Source organism: Occallatibacter savannae, assembly GCF_003131205.1.
GTDB classification, from domain to species: Bacteria; Acidobacteriota; Terriglobia; order Terriglobales; family Acidobacteriaceae; genus Telmatobacter; species Telmatobacter savannae.
On sequence record NZ_QFFY01000002.1, the window covers coordinates 660,377 to 679,196 of the forward strand.

Sequence of the window (18,820 nt, forward strand, 5' to 3'; positions counted from 1 at the left end):
GCTGAAATTGCGGCGCAAAGCCAATCGTTCACGCCCGAGTACTCGGCTTAATTGCCTAACGCATGTACTTTCTTCTGAAGACGGGCTTCCCGCTCTTCCCAATCCGGCAGGTAGGCCAGCATAAAGCTTTTGAAGACCTTTCCGTGATTGGGTGCAAGGCGGTGAACGAGTTCGTGGACGATGACGTACTCCCCGAGTTCCTTCGGCAACTTCAGAAGAGAAGCGTCGAGGGTCATCCGCCCCGAAGAGGACATGGACGCCCATTTGCGCTTCATCGGCCTGACGTAGACCTGCACGCTCTTGATGCCAATACGCGTCACCCAGTTTTGCACCGCCCAACGCAGTTCGTCCGCATCCTGCCACCGGGCTGCCGACTTTTGTTTTCGCACCGTCATACCCGCTGAATGTTCAGGAGGCGGTTTGTGACCTCAATCATCTTGCCGGTCCCGACTTTGGGACGAAGTACCTTGTACAACTCCGTCCGCAGTTTGCTCTTCTGGTCATCGTTCCATCTGTAATCGGAGTGCTGTTCGAACAAGGTGTTCAATGCCTTGGATTCATCTGCTGCGAAACCCGGCGAATCTGTCACAACGGTTTTGTAGATGGCGAAGGCATTCTCATCGAGCCCAAGCCTCTGCCGCTCCGCCTCGGCCTCAACTGCCTCTCGTGCAAGCCTCTCGAAATCGAGCAGAGCCTGTTGTGTCTCAATCTGGCGGTTCTCGTAAGCCTCGGCTAGTTTCTGAGCACGGTCGCCAATTGAAATCAGGAACGGCTTCGATAGGCCATCATCGACAACCGTGGCTGTGAGGATTTTACGCAAGTTCAGGATTTTCGTAGTGTCGGATGTGTCGCTCTGCTTGAGTTTCGAGAGTTCCTCCGCACCCAGTGTATGAATCGCTCCCGGAACTTCAAGCTGCCCTGTGACTGTCTGGTTCTGGAGCAGTTCACGTGTCTTGTTCGATACCTCGCGGTCGATGTAGATACGGTCGCTGTAAGCATTTCGAATCAGGGCATACAGTTCAGCCAGTCCGAGGTAGTCGTCCATAAACGGACGCAAGAAGGCATCCGGCGAGATGACCTCATACACATTCTGAAGCTGGCGGAAGAATTTAAAGAAGACTCCACGCCTCTCCTTGTCCTCGAAGTGTGCGATTGCCCGTTCCTTGGCCTTGTCATCCCATCCCTTCGCCAAGGGCACGTATGCCGATGCCTGTTCCTGCATCATCGTAGCGAAGAGTTGTTTTAGCACGTCGATGTTCTGGATGACCGAGGCAACTATGTCTGAGTCGAACGCGAGTGCCTTTTCAAGCTTCTCGAAGATACCGACAAAATCGAGCACAAACCCAAACGGTTTGACCAAACCCTTGTCATCCTCATAAGGACGGTTCACCCGAGCGATGGCCTGAAGCAGCACGTGGTCGCGCATCGGCTTGTCGAGGTACATGCAGTAGAGGATGGGCGCATCGAAGCCTGTCAGCAACTTCTCAGTGACGATGATAATTTTGGGCAGTTCCGCCTTCCGGATGAAATCTTTGCGGAGCTTCTTCTCCTCGTCCTCATTGATGTAGTACGCCTTCATCTCCTCCCGGTCACCGTGAGACGGAGAGTAAACCACACGCGAGTAGTCTGGCGGCAGATGCTTGTCGAGGGCTTTCTTGTAAAGAGCACACGCCTCACGGTCAACCGCCACGAGGAATGCCTTGAAGCCCATCGGCTCCACGTTCGCCAGAAAATGCTCCGCGACGAACCTCGCAATCTTCTCGATGCGGTCAGAAGATTTCATCATCTCCTTCAACTCAACTGCCCGGTCGAGGATGGCGTTCAACTCTTCCACATCGCTGACGCCCTCAGCCTCGGCCAAGCTCAGGAACCGCTTCTCAAGAACCTCCTTGTCCACTGTGAGGTCGGAAGGCGCAAGAGCGTAGTTCAGTTTGACTGTGGTGCCATCCGTGATGGACTCGGCGATGGAATACTTGTCGAGGTATCCCTCTTCGTCGTCGCTGCCGAAGACTTTGAATGTGCCCTGACCCTGCGAGAGACGGTCAATGGGGGTTCCTGTGAAGCCGATGTATGTCGCGTTCGGAAGTGCGGCCATCAGGTAGTTGCCTAGGTTGCCGCCCGTTGTACGGTGAGCTTCGTCCACGAGTACCACGACGCTCTCGCGGGTGTTGATGTTCGCCGGGATGTCATCAAACTTGTGAATCATCGAGACGACAAGGCCGCGATAGTCAGAAGCGAGGATTCTCTGAAGCTCCTTCTTGCTATCCGCCAGTCCATGGGTCTTGATGCCGTACCCCTCGATGTTCTTGATAAGTTGCCCTTCGAGTTCGTTCCGGTCGATGAGCATTAGAACGGTTGGTTTCTCCGTCCCTTTTGTCTCGCGAAGGAGCTTGGACGCGACCGTCAGCATGGTCAGGGTCTTGCCGCTGCCTTGCGTATGCCAAATCAACCCCCGCCGCTTCGTGGTATCGGTCGCACGTTGGATGACCTTCTCGACAGCGCGGGTCTGATGCTGGCGGAGAATCTTCTTTTTGAGTTCGTCGTCTTCGGTCATGAAGATGACGTAATCCCTAACTAGCCGCAGGAAGCGGCAGCGACTGAAAAACGCCTTGACCTTGTTCTCGTAATTGCCCGGCTGCTCATCGTGCCAGTTGAACAGATTCTTGCGTGCCGTGCTCCACGTGACGCCATAATAAAAATCGAGAAGCTGAGACACCTCGAAGACCTGCGTGGCGACGAACATCTCGGGGGTCTCTTTGTGGTACCGGCGAATCTGGTCAACGCCGAGGGCAATGCCGTCTTGCTTCGTAGCGTTCTTGAGTTCCGCGATTGCAATCGGAATGCCGTTTATCAGGAAGACCACATCAGCACGGTTGCTGAAGACCGTGCCCTTCTGCCACCATTCGTCGGTCACGTGGTAGAGGTTGTTCTCGGGATGCTCGAAGTCGATGACCTTGACGTTGCGTTCGCGGCTCTCTTCGGGAACGAAGACTGATTGCTCTCCACGTATCCACGAGTGGGCCTCCTTGTTGCCTTCGATGGTCGGCTTCAGTAGGTTCAGGCGGCGGAGAATGTCTGGCGTGCGGCTCAAGTCAACGATGCCGGGGTTTAGGCGGATTAGCTGTGCTTCGAGGATGCCGGTGAAGTACAGGCCAGTGTCGCCGCCACGCATCGCAAGAGCATCGCTCGGCTTGACGTAATCCCAGTCAATTTCCTGCGCGTACTTAAGCATTGGGCTCTGCACTGCCGAGCGTTCACTCATGCATATCCCTCTCGCACCAACGGCGTCACAGAAAGTTCACCACCCATTAGCTGCTGCAACATGGCATTGAAGAGCTCTTCAACGCAGCGGATTTCGGCTTCTAATGCATGGATTTTTCTGTCGCAAGTAAAGAGGCAGGAAGCAATCTCCTCTTGTTCTCCCATCGCAGGAAGAGGTATTGGAATTGTCGCTGCCACGCTTGCATTGAATACTGAGTTCACTGACGATTGCTGCCTGTTTTGGGTGAAGTATCCTCGTGACTTAATCGCTTGCAAAAAATAGAACAGGAATCGGTTGAAGAGAGCACCTGTTGGACGGAATCGAAGGATGAAGGATGAAAAAGTGAACTCCCCTTCCTCTTCGAATATTGCAGTCTTCCCGACGTGATTTTGACTGCCGCTTCGCCAATTGAAGAGCACGTCTCCATGAGCGAGAATTGCACGGCTTCGCATTTTCTTGGGGAGCGGGAAGTACCTGAGAGTGTCGAGGTTTAAGTCTCCCTCGTTTTTAATGTTGACGTTCGTGAGGATTGGTATCCCGCCAGATGGGTCTGTCAAATGAGCTACAGCGGCTTGTACACCGTAGGCTATATCCGCTACATCGCTGAGGGGCTTGAGCGACCAACCGTCCGGGATTTCGCCAATCTCGGACGCCTTGGTTGCCTCGCTTTGAGTACCATGGGTAAACAGGTGCTCCATGAGCGCGGATTTGCGCTCACGCTCCAAGTCCAGTTCGTGTTGACGCGTGTCCTTCGCCTTCTGCACAGTCTGCAATACATGGGCTATCGCACTTTGCTCAGTAAGTGAAGGCAGAGGAATAGCCAACCGAAATAAATCTCCGTCGTTGATTGCCGGATAGGTTGCTCCCGTTTGAAGAGCTTCGACTTTCTGGCGAACTTCTTCTGAAAGAAGGTAGCAATACAAGTAATTCGGGTTCAGCCGTTGCTTGTTCGCCCTCAAAACGCAGAAGCCAGTTGAGCAAACTTCTCCGTGAAGTTCTTGAGGAATCATCGCCACCCGGCGAAGTGCAGGGCGTACCGTAGCGAAAATGACATCATCAAACTGAACCAACTGCCGTGCTCGACTGGGTGCGTCTCTGCCTTGTAGGCGGTTTGCCCCAACGATTTTGAACGATTCATTTGAGACGCTTGAAACATCGACGTACTTGAAGAATTCATCAGGACGAGAACTTGGATTAGTTGTCGAAGTCTTCTCGCACAAATCAGAAAGCGATACTGACGGCCATGCGGACTCAGCGCGTGAGCATTGCATCTATTTTTTCTCCGTCAGGGGCAGTCCGCTGAAAATCACATCAAGGGCTTCATCCGCTTGTTCGCGATTTAGCCGGGCTGAGGCCAAATCCTTGACAATCGCCCCGAGGGAGCGATGTTTTGTTTTTCCGTTAATTTCAACGAATAGCGACGGGCTCAGATTGAAATCTGCCTCTTTCACATCCTCCAGCGTCACAATCTTGCTGAGCTTCTCTCGCGTCTCCCATTTGTGGAAGGCCTCAGCGGCAACAGCGATTCCTTCCTCCGTCAGCTCGTTCTTCGGTTTTCTTTTAGTAAAGAAAGCCGACGCATTGATGAGCAAGAACTGTCCCTTGCGTCCGTTGTTCTTGTGACGATTGAGAAGGAGGACGATGCCCGGAGAGGCGGTATTGTAGAAGAGATTTTCCGGGAGCAGCACGACCGCCTCGATGAGGTCGGCCTCAACGAACGCTTGCCGGATGGTCTTCTCTTTGTCAGATGATTTGCTGCCCGAACCACGCGAGGCCGCTCCGGTATCAAGCACCACGGCGGCACGGCCTGAGTCGTTCAACGAGGCCGCGATGTGCTGAAGCCATGCCCAGTCCGCCGAGGACGAGGGCGCGGAGCCCATCTCAAACCTCTTCAACTGGTCGTTCTCATAGAACGATTCAGGGTAGTTCTTCTGATTCCACATCGGATTCGCGACAACGTAATCGAATCGCTTAAGCCCGGCACCCTCGGCGGAGAAACCCGGCTTGGTGAAGGTGTCGCCAATGGCGAAGAGTGAGTCAGTGTAGTCGTGCAGGAACATGTTCATCTTCGCCATAGCGAACGTGACTGGGTTCATCTCCTGCCCGAAGAGCTTGGGAGCCTTGCTCTTCTGCTCTGGATTCTTCTCCTCGAACAGGAGTCGAGCCTTGATGAGCAATCCCGCCGAGCCGCATGTCGGGTCATAGATGGTGGTGTAGGGCTTGGGGTCGAGCAGATGAGCCATCAGCCAGCCGACCTCTTTTGGGGTATAAAATTCCCCAGCGGATTGGCCCTGCCCCTCGGCGAACTTCCGGAGGAGGTACTCGTATGCTCTGCCAAGGATGTCCGGTTCTGCATTCTTCAGGCCGAGCCGGTGGCGGCTGATGACCTCAATGAGGGCCGCAAGCCGGTCGTCGTCCAGTGTCCGTTGGCCGCTCTGACGCTCGTTGTAGTCCTTGATGTCGAGCACGCCGAGGAGTTCGGGATTAAGCTTGGCAACCTCCCGCATGGCGTCCGTGACGAACTGGCCGAGCGTGCCATCGGCGGCGTGGTTCCGAACGGCATACCATCGGTACTCGTGCGGGATAAAGAAGCGGACAATGGGCTTGCGGTTGTTCTTTAGGGCGTCCTCGTGGTCGGCCTTGATGACCTCACGGGCGACTTCTTCGTCCCCGAACTCGGCCACCTGCCCGGCGAACTCGTCCTCGAACACGTCGGAGAGCCGCTTGAAGAAGACGAGCGGCAGGATGAAGTCCTTAAACTTGGGGGCGTCCGCCGCTCCCCGGATGGCACACGCAGCATCCCACAGCCACTGTTCAAGGGTGGGGATGTCGAGATGCTCCTCCGCTAGAGCAGGAAAGGCGATGGTAGTGACGACTTTCGATTCGTCGGCCTTTTTCTTGCGTGGCAGACGCTTTGGTGGATTGGCGGTTGTAGCCATTTCCCTGATGCACTCTTTCTGAAAGATGAAGACACTTCAGGGTAGCGCAACGGGGTTGACGGTGGAAATCTCGGCCACGAATGTGGAAATGTTGGCAAGGTGTTTCAAATGAAGTGTTTTGCGCTACAGTTTCAGTAAATGTCGAGTCAGGCGAGCTTGGATTTCAAATCGGCACCTTCTACAGAGAAGGACATCTTCCTATGTCACAACGGCGCTGATAAGCCGTGGGTCGAGATGTTGGCTGAGCGAATCGAGCAGGAGCCCTACAGGAACCGCAACCTTGCGGTTGTATTTGACAAGTGGGATTTTCCCAAAGGCGGAAACATTGTTCTCGATATAGAGAAGTATATCGACAAAGCTCGCGTTATCGGAATTGTCGTTTCCCGTGCCATGCTCGCAGCGGAATGGCCGACCATGGAACGAACAATCGCCGTGTGGTCGGACCCATCGGGTGCAAGGGGACGTGTAGTGCCTCTGCTCAAGGAAAACGTGACACTTCCAGCCTCCTTGAGGATGAGGAACTGGATTGACTTCCGTGACCCCGATAAATTCGAGGACAGTTTCGCGGAGTTGATTAGATATTTAAGGGGTGAGCCCACTCCGCGAGGAAGGGGAACTTTTTCCCCGACCGTCCCGGTAACCCCGCTCCCCTATGAACCCGCTCCTATTCAAATAACCTCTTCGGTGGGAGCCGACCGAATCAATGAGCGTCTGGTTGCGAATCTTTACAGAGTCACCAGCTTGCCTGAGCGGGTTTACTACGCATCAACAAAGCTCAGGAAGAAAGAGGAAATTCGTGACTACACCGACAGCGCACCCCCGTTTATTTTGCGTGACGGCAAGCTTTACACATTCTGCGACCTGAACACCACTGATGTATTTCGACCCGTCTTCAAGAAGAACGCGGTCGTCGAAGCCGACGCCTTCACGGATTGGTTTTCTGACGAGGACTACAGCCGCCGCGCAATTGAACTGCTGAACATTTGCCTCAAAGAACACGCTTGGCAGCGACGTATTCGTTTTGATGGAGGGAAGGGACGCTATTTCTTCCGACCACTTGACATTAAAGAAACCACTGAAGAAAGCAGTTCTGGAAAGGTTAAGTATCACTACAGTGGAGGCAAGCCAGTAAGAATACCGTGGAAGTTGGGCGGCGTAAGAAAGTGGAGAGAAGTGACGACTCCCCACACACGCCGCGTAAAACAGAATGACGGCAAATACTCTGACGAACCGTTCGGCTGGCGTCATCAAGGCTTCAGGGCGAACTTCATTTTGGTTCTCGATAGCCTGATGTTGAAACTGGAGCCGACCTACTTGCTGACCAAGGATGACGGGAAATCGCCCCGAACGAATAAATGGGTTGGCCCTATTCTTTCGCATTGGCTTAATCAGGAGCGAAACGGCCAAATCCTTCGAACCCTGAGATTCTGGTCATTGGTTATCGCGAGAGCGAAAGAACTGGTCATCGACACAGGACAGACTCCCGTCCGCGTTGACCTTACACCAGTTTCAGGAAAGCTGGACTTTGGCATAGCGAGTGACCAAGTGAATTTCGACAAGCTGATGGAGGCTGAGATTCAGGACGATGTGGTAGTTCCGCAGTTAGAACTCTTTGGAGAGGAAACCTCGATTGCGTACACAGAGGAAGTACAGTTCGCGGAAGAAGACCGGGAGGACGAAACGGCACTCGAAAGGTAAGGAACTCCACGCTCTTTCGTTGGAATCCCTGCTTTCTCAGAGTACCGACAGGCTCTCCTGTACCTACCTGCCGGAGCCTGAACTGTTCTTCGCAAACAAGCAGCGATGCGTTGACCCTCGCACTGGCCTCGCAGCATTCGGCCCCTATAGCAAAACGGACGCCACTCGTCGAGAAAACATCCGGGTTGGAATCGTCGGCCCGGCAGATGCAATCGACAGAGCAATCTCCCTCCTCACCCAAATGCAAAAGCCCGTTGAACAGAAAGAGAGTGTCGATTGCGTCCTGCATCCTTCATTCCCCGGTCTGAATTCTGGTGAGCCTTTTCAAATCGAACTGATTACTCAGCCAATTTGGCACCGGAGCCTCCGGGCTGTGGATGTTCGGCTGGTAGAAGCGGAAGAGGATTTCACGCGCAGAGTCGGGTTGCTAAAGAAGTTCGTCGCCGAAGAGGTCAGGGCTTTAGCGGCTTTGGACTCGCCACCGGATGTTGTGATTTGCGCCATGTCGCAAAACCTCGAAGACCTCTGTCGGACGGGTATTGCTGAGTACGACCGCGAATGCGGCGAGTTTGCCGAACTGTCCTCAGGCGATGTTGAAGAACCATCAGACGACACGTCGCGTAGCTTTCGACGCGGACTCAAGGCTGAATGCATGGACGTGTTGCCCACGCAACTCATCTGGCACAAGACTCTGGCCGGAACGAGAGGCGTACAGGACTTGGCGACACGGGCATGGAATCTCACGACGGCTTTGATGTACAAGGCCAAGATTATTCCGTGGCGTCTAGCCGAGATTGTTGAGGGCTCTTGCTTCGTTGGGGTGTCTTTTTATCACGAAGATGAAGCACGGTCCCCTTACCTGAGAACGAGCATTGCTCAGGCGTTCACCGACAGAGGAGAAGGCTTCGTTCTCAGAGGCGACACTGTTGAATGGGACGAAAGAGCTCAAAAGGAAAAGGCACCACACCTGAATAGTGACCAAGCAAACGCAATTCTGAGCCGCGTATTGGATGTCTACGAAAAGCAGGTTGGCATCAAGCCGCGAAAAGTCGTTCTTCATAAGACCTCTCGATACACCGAGGACGAACGCATTGGGTTCGAGAATGCACTGGCATCGCACACAAATCAATACGGACTATTGACCATTGCACGCCGAGGCATCTTTTGCCTTCGCCCCGGATACAAGGCAGTGCTTCGGGGAACTGCCGTCGATTTCGGAGCCAAGAAGGGCTTGGTCTACACGACCGGCTACGCTCCGTTCTTGCGTTGCTACTCTGGATTCCGAATCCCTCAACCGCTTGAAATCACAGAGAACTGGGGCTCTCTTACATTTCGCGAATGCGCTGAGGACATCCTGCGTTTGACCAAACTTAACTGGAACACATCAGCGTTCTGCACGCACGACCCGATAACGCTGGCGTTTTCTCGTCGTGTGGGAGAGATTCTCAAACTGGCGGGGTCTCGGGAGCCAGCGGTGCAATATCGCTATTACATGTGAGAGAAACTGATATTCAGGTGACAGAAGGTCAGTCGCCGGTTCAGGAGAACAGATGAAATTGACTGAGCTTTTATCCTTGCGTGGTATCGACCCGAGTAAATACAAAATCAGGGTGGTTCGACACGAGGACAAGCGGGTGGACGTACACAATTTCACTCGAAAGGAGCTTGAAATCTACCAAAGCTTCAGGGCAACAGGGCATACTTGGTCGCTGGCGGCAATATGCGAGAAGCGGTCACGGTGGAAACAAAAAGCTGAAGGCTCTGCTGGAACAACACCGCAATCGTGAGAAGCATTTCCAATACTGCATCCTCCGAACACTGTCACGCTCACTCACGAGAGCAGAGGTTGTTGCGGTCGAACAGGTTCAAGAGGAAGTTCGGGAAACTCGCATGTGCATTGAATTAACTTCGCTCGAGTGAGTGTGAGTCTGTGAGTAACAGTCAATTCACGTTGAACCTATCTGGACTTGCGCATATGGCCGAGCACTTCTTCGGCTACGGCAGATGGGATGCACCGTACTGGTTCATCGGCCCGGGAGGCTGGAATGAGCAAGGACAGCATCGACAGTCTCTCCGCCCGGTACGAATCATGGAAGCAATTGGGATGCGCTCCGGTGGTCGATTGTGAAAAGCATCATCGCGCCGGGCCGGGCTACTCTCCAGCGTCGGTCATACCACGTTTGCAAGCTGGCTCTCCCGCATCTTGCCCACGCTCCTGCGAGTGACTGCCACCCTCCGTCATCTGTCAGTGCTACCGGACAGCCAGTTTACTTTGCAGGGACGGTTCGGTATTCGGAATCGGGGTACAATGCTCTAATCGATTTAGTTGAGGAGAACTGATGAAACGTCTTGCGTCCGCTGCGTTCGCCTTCTGTTTGAGCGGCCTATGTTTTCTGACCTCGCTTCAAGCGCAAACCGATAAGGCGGTTACCGGAGCAGATGTGTACAGTGCGTGCCAACTAGCCGTAAGGATTACAAACGCGCCAACAAATCTCACCGACTTGGAGTGGGGCAAGGCATCGCACTGCATGGGGTATCTGAACGGAATGAGAGACATGCAAGCTATATGGAATACAGTGAACGACTCGTACAACCGCAAAGAATATTCAATCATGTGCATTCCGCCTGAAGCGACCGTGTTTGAATTGACCAAAGTTGTTCTGAAGTATCTAGATGAGCACCCAACTTTCCTCCATAGCCCCGGTTCAATGGCGGTCATGATGGCGTTCGAAGACACCTATCCATGCGTCAAAAAGACCCCGTGATACTGCTTCAGTGTGCGTCACCGTTCTGGTTTTTATGGTTGAAGTCAGAGTCCGGGTCCTTCGCGTCTCGTGACTCTGTTGAGAAGAAATAGAAGGCGAGGGGGGAGGGGCCGTTCGGCTCCGAAAGGCTACATCGCTAGATGCGGCTTATAACGGTTCCTGAGCAACCGGGATTGTCAATAAGTTGACCTTCAAAACAAGGTGACTCTCCAGCTATGCATGAGGGAATCGCTTCTGAGGAGGTACATACATCTCTCGCATTTTCGAAACATCTAATATGCTGTGCCTGTCGTTCATCCTACAGGCACACCGCCCAACTGCCGACTCGGTGCAACTGCTGACTTGTTGATGCCGTGCACTGTGAAGCACTGGCGAGGGTGTCGCATCTCAATGATGAATGCGAATCACATCAAGGCGAGAAGAATCGACTTCCTTCAGTCGAAGCTCGAGGAACTTGCCAGCAGAAAACAGCGGCTCACCACACTCATCTCCTCCGGCTGCTTGCCGCCGAAAGCTCACGGGCTCTCGGCTAAGCGGCTCGAATGGGTCACTGAGGACATCCGCAAACGCGCTGCCGCGCTCGCTGATTTGAGCGATACAAAAAAGCGATAAACGCTGGTAAGGTCGCATTCTCCCCCCGAAACGCTCGCGAAGTGCATCCTTCGCCTCCCGTCCCTAGTCCGGACAGCCGGACAAACTAAAATCCAACAGTTCCGGTTCGGGGCGCATGAGGATCACCGCCTGTTCTCGATCAGGAACACAGCAGTCATCCATATATATGCGAGAGCCAAATGGAGCCAAAAGCCATACCTTTTCAGGAATGGACGGCTATCTACGTATTCGGCCAGTATCGACCGGAAGCCAAGCCAGACTAGTGCAGCAAGGCATGGCGGCATGAGAACGAGAATCAGCAGTTGCCCTGACGAATACATCGGCGCACACCTTCGGGTTGAACCGCACGATAGCAGACGCACGCTGGTGCACGCACCACATTCGAACTCGACCCGCGATGAAGGCGGGCATCCCCGCTTGTCTGTCCTACGCGCTCGGAATAGATAGGGTTTGCTCCTACCTCTGTCGAAGAACACACCATGCGACGTAGGCAAGGAAGCTATTGGCAACTAAGGAAAGCATCCAGCGCATCGAGGAAGGCCAACTTTCTTGGGATTGAAAGAAGACAGGAAGCAGAATAGATGCGGCGGCGAGACATGCCAGTCTTAGAGGCTCGAAAAGAGGACAAATGCCGAGAACTGCGACTGCCACACCGAGAAAACCGAGCGGATTCGCCGGTTCAGAATCGCGATCTTGAAGGTCTTGCATTTCGTCCGATGCTTTCACAATGGTCGATGGAGTACCGATGTTCGAAAGATTGAGTCTGAGGTCGAGAGCTCCTTCCACTGAAAGGCATTGGGAGCGCAGCGGTAAAGCCCGGCCCATACAAGTCGCTGTTCAAATGCGAATTGGGCAGCGACTTGCGCTTCTGTCTGGGTTGACTCATGTCCTTCTTGCAGTAGCGATCCGTCGGACATGCAAATAGACCATACCCAGAGATTCGATTTCTCGAACCGCACACGAAGCTCGAATGCTCGGCTTAGAACCGACAGCACACAAACACTGGTTGCATTGGACATTGCGGACTGATTTTACAAAGGTAGCGTCTATTTTCGGATAGTCGAGTCTGATTAAATCAACAATAAAGAAGGTGAAATACCACACGATCAAATCGATGTGCCTAAACAGGTGAATCAGCCAATACCTGCGGGTGTAATTTAACGCCTCCACGGAATTGACTACACGCGAATGAACGTCAACTGACAGAGCCATCCATGTCTGCATGGTCGGTCGTCCGAACTACGACGTGTCCGAGTTGCTGGAACATGCGTAGATCGTCACGCACCGCGAAGTGCTCGACAATTTTTGAGTCCTGCAACCGGAACCGATGAACGTGCTTCACATGGAAGCTTCGCCCGTTGGGTTTGATCGGAGGCCCGTTCAAAGGCGGAACCATGACGAACTCGCCAAGATGCGTGCCGCTTAGGGTGACCTCGCACATGACATTGTTCTCAGAACATAGCAGATGGTCGATTTGGAAATGAAGGTCCGGGAAGGCAGTTCGCCATACGGACACGATCATCTGAATTATGCCCCGTGCATCGCTATAGGAAATGCCGAAATTCACGAAATTGGGCGAAAAGAACTCGTCGATTTTGCTAACTTCACCGGCATTCCAGAGCACCTCGAAGTGTTGCCTAACGCAAAAGATGTTGGACTCTTCACTCATGCGATCTCCGAGACAGGCAGTACTTCAGCTTAGTCATTTGGGTATCGTCGGCAATACGTAAGTGAGCAGAGTTTAGGTCTGCCTAAACACGAATGGGGACGAGTCCTCTCCCCCGAGGGGCTCAGTCCCCGCATACTCGTGCTTCTTGCTTACAGGAGTGGGAGTACGATAACCGCAATCGGGAGACGAGTCAACCTCAAAGTCAACTGTCAAGGCGGAAGCACGCGAGTTCCCGTTTTGTCGTTTCCTGTAGCAGCTAGAGCTAAGCCGCAACCTCGCTCCGGCTACCTCTCTACTACCGCCAGTGTCCATCAACAAGGACCCAACCGCCGCGTCGGTGGACCCAATGATGCCTTACCCACCGTGCGTGGGGACGAGGGGGTCGATCCCAGTGTCCCGGAACCCAGACGTATCGTTCTCCGTCCCATCGGTGATAACCGTTCACCCAAACGTATCCACGCTCAGGAGGCGGGGTACGTCGTTCTACGATTGGGGCTGGTGGGCCGACGCGAACGTAAACCTGTGCATATCCAGCCACGGGCAACAATGTGATAGTTAGCAAAGCTGCCAGTGCAATCTTCTTCACCTGTCAACTCCTTCCACATACGTGTCACCGGAGCATCGTTATCGCTCAAGCTTCTACTCTGAATTGTTTGAAGTCTCCTCGGCAGAAAAGGTTGATGGTGTGGCCGTCGCAGTGCGAGCCATGAGGGAAGCTTGTCAAGAAATTGACCTGATACATTGTTTCCGTATCACCCGTGATCCATCCAGAACTTGCATTAAGTGTAATGTTGGGACAGCGAGTAATGAACGAGCAATCAGAGAGCAAGGTTACATTGCCGTGGGCAGTTGGAGCGATTGTCCTGACGTTCCCACTGCTTCTCATATTTATGTATTTTAGAAAGCCTAGCAACGGGCGAGCCGCATGGTTTTGCGCTGCTGCGATTTTCTTGGCCAGCAGATTTCGATGGGAGTTAAGCAGGAAGCCGTGGTTTTGGCCCTCTATCGCTGCAATTTCGCTCATTCACCTTCCGCTGATCTTGTTCTTTCCATGGAACGCCGAGTGGGTTCCCTCATTCTTGGTTTTTCCATTCGTTCTCGTAGATTTCTTCCTCGTCCTCATCCTGATCCATCGCGTCGAGAAACACATGGCACATAAGAGAGCAATCCGGAAATAATTAGGCGCGAGTGTCGGCAAGTCGTACCCTAACCAAGAAATTGCCGGTTTCCGAGTTGGCGGTGATTCGCCGGTCTTACAAAGTCAATGGACTAAACTCGGAGTTGTGAACGCTTGGGACGGCATATTTTTCATAGGCATCGCAGCCATGTTTGGCTTGGCATTGTGGAGACGCCGTGTGAGAGCAAGTGGCATTCGCCGACTTGCACAGATGACCGGCTTTCACTACTTAGCGGACACAATCCCTCAGTCGATCCTGAAGGATTTGCCAGCCGGAATTACATCTGTTTGGAATGTCCTCGAAGGCGAACGAAGCGGCAGGCGCGTAATTGCGTTCGATTGTCGATTCGGGAGTGGCAAAGGGAGCTTGCGTCGAACTGTGATCGCTATTCAAGCCGACAGGTCGAGCATCACCGCATCAGCCTTCGATCCAGACATACAGGTCGAACAGATAGGAGAATGGACATTCCTATATCGACCGAAGGAACTCGCCGTTGTAGCGCAACTAACGCCATTGAGCGAATTGAGCGCCTATCTCGAAGCCGTGTGATCGAAGACAGTGCCACTCGAAACTAAAATTGAAAATCCGTCAAAGCTCTGAGTTGCCGGTGACACGGCCCGAATGCTGTATAGTGAGCCTTCAATGGCTCTTAGGCTCTCCATCACTATTCTCGGATTGTTTTTTTGCCAGCAAGCGATATTCACCGTTGCTCAGGACACAAGAGCGCTTGATGTTCCAGAGAAGGCCATGGCCGCTCTCCTGTTGTCCCACGAAACCCCGCCTCTGTCGGCACCACCTCTCAAGCGGTGCTCGAATGCCCTCGTTGTGGTCAGAGTTCTCGTTGACGCAGAGGGCAAAGTGAACAAGGCCGACTTCGAAAGCGGCTATTCAGAACTGAAAGATTCTGCCCTTGCTGCCGTGCGGCGTTGGACATATCGGCCTTACATGGTCAGCGGCAAACCCACTCCGGTGCGAACTCAAGCATCGATCCTTTACCTAGGCGACGGCCAAGCATTACCGATGCACGTACCTGACGGAAAGGGCGGGAACACACTACCGCTACCGCCCGGTTGCGGCCCTGCGATTCAAATCAAGAAAGCACCAAACTAGAACTGATCTCGGTCACTAAAGTCTGTTCGCGGTCGTGTTGTTCGTGGTCGTGTTGTCCGCAACTCGGACCCTTGCCGAAATTGGCTAAATGTCGTTGATCTCGACTGGATACGTACCCCATTGCTCAAATTGCTCCTGAGTCAGGTGGGCGTATTCAGATGTTGCGACCCGCCTGACGTTCCAAGCGAAATTAAGGTGGTGGTAGGCATGAGCCAAGCCAATTTGAAGTTCAGTCTCGCTGAGTGTTCCGCCGGTCGCGCTTTGCTCCAACTTCTGGAGTTGCTCGATCGCCTCTGCGATGTTGCTGCGGATGATCTTGCGATTGAAGGGTTTTCTTCTGGTCATGGATTCAATGCGGTGAAGAGCCTTGATGCGAGCTTATCGCATCGGAAACTGGCATTTGTGGGAGTATTGTCGGCGACTCGGAACCTAAAAAGCGAACGAACGTCAAAGGTCCGAGTAGCCGGTAATACAGCCACGAGCGTCAGGATGTTGCCATTTGTGGGCCGCGAACCCAGTGATTACTGGGTGTGTACAAAAGCGAGTGTTGCTCCAGTCCGTTTGTCGAGTTGGATTATCAACTCACCCCCGGTCTCGCCTCCGTGTAGATGAGGACTTCCGATCACGGTCCACACATTGCCTTTCAAGCCTGCTCTCAGCGGAAGCTCGGAGTTGACCTTATCTTTGCCCCAGATCGGAATCGCTATCGCCAACGCCACAGCTTTTGCTGTCTCCTCGTTCGGGATGATACCTGCTGTAGGAAATGCTGTTTTGTGGTGCTCGGCGATCCGACGGTCGTACTCGATCATGTCGCTGTCTGTCACGACAGTCTGGGCCATTGTGACGCAGACCAGAATCACGAATGAAATGAATCCAAGAAGCAATGTTCGGCGCATTTCTAAATGCTACTGCTGACTGCCGCCTATCTCCGGGCGAGTGGTCGCCAATCAAAACCAATCCAAAATCCGTCAGGGTCCGAGTTGCCGGTCACCCTCATCGTTGCTGCTGCCGATGTGTTTGGAAAGGAATTTCTGGAACTCCTCACTCCTAGAGATATCCGCTAATGCGGCACGGGTTTTGGCGTCGAGCGGCCAGATGGTACGCCACTCAACGCCTTCCATTAAAAGGCCAGAACGCCTTACTCGAACAGAGGCCGTCTTCCTTTCACAATCAACTTCTTCGACCATGAACGTCCCGAGGTGATTGACGAGAAGCACCTCTTCGCCCACGGTAGGGATGTATTCGCGATTCATCGACACTAGGAACTCCGGGAGATCATCGTAACGATTCTGCACCAGAATTGGTAACGTCCGAGTTGCCGGTGATTGGACCCAATACGTGCCAGCTAGGGCACGCTCGTGAACGTGGGAGATAATTGGGCGTGAACTTCGTGAGATGGTTCTTTTCTCCGCGCTCGCAAAATGACTGGAAATCATGGAACTCTCTTTTCCTTACCTTGCCCTTGGTTTTCGGCTTAGTTGTGGTTTTGCCCAGTGCCCATCGAGAACATTTAATCGCAGCACGGCAAGAGTCGACGATAGGCTTCGTTACTGCTTACGAGCCGTCGAATCACAATCGGTGCAGCTATACATTTGCGGTCCGGGGGAAGCGGTATACCGGTGAAAGTTCCTCGCCGAGCTCGCCCATGGCTATCGGGCAGCAGGTCACGGTCTATTTCGATAGAGATGCGCCAGTGACAAACTCGCTCACCGATTACGAGGCTGCTAGCCGCAACAACGTAGGATTTTCTCGGTTCCTAATCGTAGGCATCATTGTGATCATCGCTTCGATCTTGTACTCCAAGCGCCGCTCAATCAGGCATTAGGAGCCCGACACTGCTGCTCGAGTCGCGAAGTTGATTGATGTGTTGTGGTAGTGTGGTCGGCAACTCGGAACTATGCCGTTTCTTCGCCTATCGTCCGTTTGGTTCCGAATTTGGCGGTGATTCGCCCCAAATCAGATCGAGAGCCTCTATCGAAGAAGGGCGTTCCGTACGAAACGAACGCTTACTCCGACAAAGAGACAAGCAAGAACGATTAATATCGCTCTCATCAGCCAACTGTCATCCAGCTTCCACGCGACGACCGACCCTACAAAAGCCATCAGCAGGAACATTAGACTATAGAGCACAAGCGCGGCTCTCTGGATAGGCTTTGCTCGACGGTCTCCCTTCCAGAGAAACTCGTCTACCGAACGACCTTGACGAAGCATATCCGGCCACATAGCCCCTCTTCCTCAGCCTAGCATTTGCATTGATACCCTGTTGGCGGCAACTCTGAACTTGGCAACATTTTGCTCTCAAGTCCCTCTCGACGGTAATCCGTTAGGCCAGAGCAAACGGGTAGGACGATGGTGACTGAGCCCAGTGTGGTCGTGTCTGAAAAGCCGACCAGCGGTGTGGCTGTCATCGGGCTCTGGAACGTCATTGGCGGTCTCGGAGGCGCTACGAATATGTCGGGAAAGTGGTCAAAAAGGTCATCGACGACTTCCTAACCTTTGAACCAGCCAGTGAGCCATTCTCGACCGGAGGAGCGCCTCCATAGGGCAGATTCAACAGTTCGGGCCGAGGGCAATTCTTGCCGTTTTCTTCCCCCAAACTGAACCTGCTTGAATCAGAGGTCGTCAATTCTCAACTTCGATGGCGGGCTACCCGGCATTCAGGGATTCCCTCTGGGAGAAGCATTTCGTCGTCCGTACCGGGCGGGTTACATCAGGTCCGAATAACCTCCCGGCTCGAACGGTTTGCACGAGGCGCGAGCAGCAGATGAGTATGGGCGCGAATCATCCGCCTACAGAACAGCATCGCCCGCACCCTCCTCGCGAAGTTCATGATTCACCGGTCGTACTGAGCCATCTGGCTGCATTTCGATGATGGCCGGTGCAGTGTCCACCGTATCTTCCTGCGGCTGAGGAATCGAAAGCCTCACGGTTTCGAGCCCATCGCCGTACTCGACGACAAATCCAAGGCAATCGGCGAGCACCCGCATGAAGGCCATCTTGGATTTCGGAGATTTGAGCAGATTGTCGAGGCGTTCACTCGTCCGATGTGCTGCCTGACAAAGATTTCCCTCCAAAGCCTCTCTCTGTCCACGATGTGGCAACTGATCTTCTAGGCCAAAGAACGCCACGTGTTCGGCGACGAGGCGGTCGGCGGTTGCCCTTGGGACGCCCTCCTGTTTCAGCCACGCGCTCCAGCCTCCTCCCCGGCCAAGTTTGGAGAGTTTCTGCTTCTGGAGTAGCAGCAAATGACCGAGCACAGCATCATGCTTCTGCACCTCCGCTTCCAGACGGGCTATCTCATTGCGGAGAGACTTTCGAAGCGACCACTGATTGAGGATTTCTGTGGCAAGATACTCGCTCTGTTCTGGTGACCAGAAAGAACACATCGATTGAAGGAAGGAACGGTACGAGTCTGTCATTGGATATGCCATTGAGTAAACCTCTCGAATCTAATCTGCGTACGGGTGGGCACGAACGCCCTCTTTATATATTTTCGTAGTGCTTTTTTGTGTTCGACTGCCAATCTGGAGACAAATCAGCCCTTGGCCTATCTGGTGCCCGTCCGAATGTCAGAGGGTGTCCCCCCG

At 53.5% G+C, this 18,820-nt stretch carries 19 protein-coding genes; 8 read left to right on the top strand and 11 right to left on the bottom strand.

What is annotated here, in order from left to right:
• Window positions 1–47: 47 nt before the first annotated feature.
• The 4 genes from DHV10_RS10290 to DHV10_RS10305 are packed head-to-tail and all read right to left on the bottom strand — an operon-like array spanning window position 48 to window position 6,201.
• Window positions 48–395 (bottom strand): M48 metallopeptidase family protein, encoded by a 348-nt coding sequence (locus DHV10_RS10290; protein WP_109486248.1) that lies wholly within the window; start codon window positions 393–395, stop codon window positions 48–50.
• On the bottom strand, window positions 392–3,262 hold the full coding sequence (locus tag DHV10_RS10295; protein WP_109486249.1) for a type I restriction endonuclease subunit R: 2,871 nt from the start codon (window positions 3,260–3,262) through the stop codon (window positions 392–394). The genes DHV10_RS10290 and DHV10_RS10295 overlap by 4 nt, the downstream gene beginning before the upstream one ends.
• A complete protein-coding gene (locus DHV10_RS10300; protein WP_109486250.1) occupies window positions 3,259–4,533 on the bottom strand; it encodes a restriction endonuclease subunit S in 1,275 nt (424 codons plus the stop codon). The genes DHV10_RS10295 and DHV10_RS10300 overlap by 4 nt, the downstream gene beginning before the upstream one ends.
• A complete protein-coding gene (locus DHV10_RS10305) occupies window positions 4,534–6,201 on the bottom strand; it encodes a type I restriction-modification system subunit M (RefSeq protein ID WP_109486251.1) in 1,668 nt (555 codons plus the stop codon).
• A 156-nt stretch (window positions 6,202–6,357) separates the two neighbouring features.
• Between DHV10_RS10305 and DHV10_RS10310 the strand changes: the two genes are divergently transcribed.
• From DHV10_RS10310 to DHV10_RS10325, 5 genes are all read left to right on the top strand, one after another.
• Window positions 6,358–7,899, top strand: coding sequence for a toll/interleukin-1 receptor domain-containing protein (locus DHV10_RS10310; protein WP_162601401.1), 1,542 nt, complete (start codon window positions 6,358–6,360; stop codon window positions 7,897–7,899).
• Between the two features lie 373 nt (window positions 7,900–8,272).
• Window positions 8,273–9,397, top strand: coding sequence for an argonaute/piwi family protein (locus tag DHV10_RS10315; RefSeq protein WP_162601402.1), 1,125 nt, complete (start codon window positions 8,273–8,275; stop codon window positions 9,395–9,397).
• Between the two features lie 52 nt (window positions 9,398–9,449).
• The gene (locus DHV10_RS27060; RefSeq protein ID WP_162601403.1) at window positions 9,450–9,686 is read left to right on the top strand and encodes a hypothetical protein; all 237 of its coding nucleotides are present in this window, start codon (window positions 9,450–9,452) and stop codon (window positions 9,684–9,686) included.
• 552 nt (window positions 9,687–10,238) lie between these two features.
• The gene (locus tag DHV10_RS10320) at window positions 10,239–10,664 is read left to right on the top strand and encodes a Rap1a/Tai family immunity protein (RefSeq protein ID WP_109486254.1); all 426 of its coding nucleotides are present in this window, start codon (window positions 10,239–10,241) and stop codon (window positions 10,662–10,664) included.
• Window positions 10,665–11,054: 390 nt separating this feature from the next.
• Complete coding sequence (locus DHV10_RS10325; protein WP_109486255.1) at window positions 11,055–11,276, top strand: hypothetical protein; 222 nt, start codon at window positions 11,055–11,057, stop codon at window positions 11,274–11,276.
• 1,195 nt (window positions 11,277–12,471) lie between these two features.
• On the opposite strand, the gene DHV10_RS10335 is transcribed toward DHV10_RS10325, so the two are convergent.
• The 3 genes from DHV10_RS10335 to DHV10_RS27065 form a co-directional block, all read right to left on the bottom strand.
• A complete protein-coding gene (locus tag DHV10_RS10335) occupies window positions 12,472–12,945 on the bottom strand; it encodes an ester cyclase (protein WP_109486257.1) in 474 nt (157 codons plus the stop codon).
• 295 nt (window positions 12,946–13,240) lie between these two features.
• A complete protein-coding gene (locus DHV10_RS27990; RefSeq protein ID WP_109486258.1) occupies window positions 13,241–13,531 on the bottom strand; it encodes a YXWGXW repeat-containing protein in 291 nt (96 codons plus the stop codon).
• A gap of 45 nt (window positions 13,532–13,576) precedes the next feature.
• Window positions 13,577–13,969 (bottom strand): hypothetical protein, encoded by a 393-nt coding sequence (locus DHV10_RS27065; RefSeq protein ID WP_162601404.1) that lies wholly within the window; start codon window positions 13,967–13,969, stop codon window positions 13,577–13,579.
• Window positions 13,970–14,228: 259 nt separating this feature from the next.
• On the opposite strand from DHV10_RS27065, the gene DHV10_RS27540 reads away from it, so the two are divergent.
• Window positions 14,229–14,672: a hypothetical protein gene (locus tag DHV10_RS27540; RefSeq protein WP_204101381.1), complete on the top strand. Its 444-nt coding sequence runs from the start codon at window positions 14,229–14,231 to the stop codon at window positions 14,670–14,672.
• A gap of 198 nt (window positions 14,673–14,870) precedes the next feature.
• On the top strand, window positions 14,871–15,233 hold the full coding sequence (locus DHV10_RS28240; RefSeq protein ID WP_162601405.1) for an energy transducer TonB: 363 nt from the start codon (window positions 14,871–14,873) through the stop codon (window positions 15,231–15,233).
• An 84-nt stretch (window positions 15,234–15,317) separates the two neighbouring features.
• Here DHV10_RS28240 and DHV10_RS10360 read toward each other — a convergent pair whose 3' ends face one another.
• The 3 genes from DHV10_RS10360 to DHV10_RS27070 all read right to left on the bottom strand — a co-directional run bounded on the left by DHV10_RS10360 (window position 15,318) and on the right by DHV10_RS27070 (window position 16,486).
• The gene (locus DHV10_RS10360; protein ID WP_109486262.1) at window positions 15,318–15,578 is read right to left on the bottom strand and encodes a hypothetical protein; all 261 of its coding nucleotides are present in this window, start codon (window positions 15,576–15,578) and stop codon (window positions 15,318–15,320) included.
• A gap of 176 nt (window positions 15,579–15,754) precedes the next feature.
• Window positions 15,755–16,129 carry an NTF2 fold immunity protein gene (locus DHV10_RS10365; RefSeq protein WP_109486263.1) on the bottom strand — a complete coding sequence of 125 codons (375 nt, stop codon included), beginning with the start codon at window positions 16,127–16,129 and terminating at the stop codon, window positions 15,755–15,757.
• 72 nt (window positions 16,130–16,201) lie between these two features.
• Window positions 16,202–16,486 (bottom strand): hypothetical protein, encoded by a 285-nt coding sequence (locus DHV10_RS27070; protein WP_162601406.1) that lies wholly within the window; start codon window positions 16,484–16,486, stop codon window positions 16,202–16,204.
• A gap of 227 nt (window positions 16,487–16,713) precedes the next feature.
• Between DHV10_RS27070 and DHV10_RS28245 the strand changes: the two genes are divergently transcribed.
• Entirely contained in the window at window positions 16,714–17,058 is a 345-nt protein-coding gene (locus DHV10_RS28245) for a DUF3592 domain-containing protein (RefSeq protein ID WP_420818744.1), read from the top strand.
• 964 nt (window positions 17,059–18,022) lie between these two features.
• On the opposite strand, the gene DHV10_RS10385 is transcribed toward DHV10_RS28245, so the two are convergent.
• Window positions 18,023–18,508, bottom strand: coding sequence for a hypothetical protein (locus tag DHV10_RS10385; protein ID WP_162601407.1), 486 nt, complete (start codon window positions 18,506–18,508; stop codon window positions 18,023–18,025).
• Window positions 18,509–18,820 lie beyond the last annotated feature (312 nt).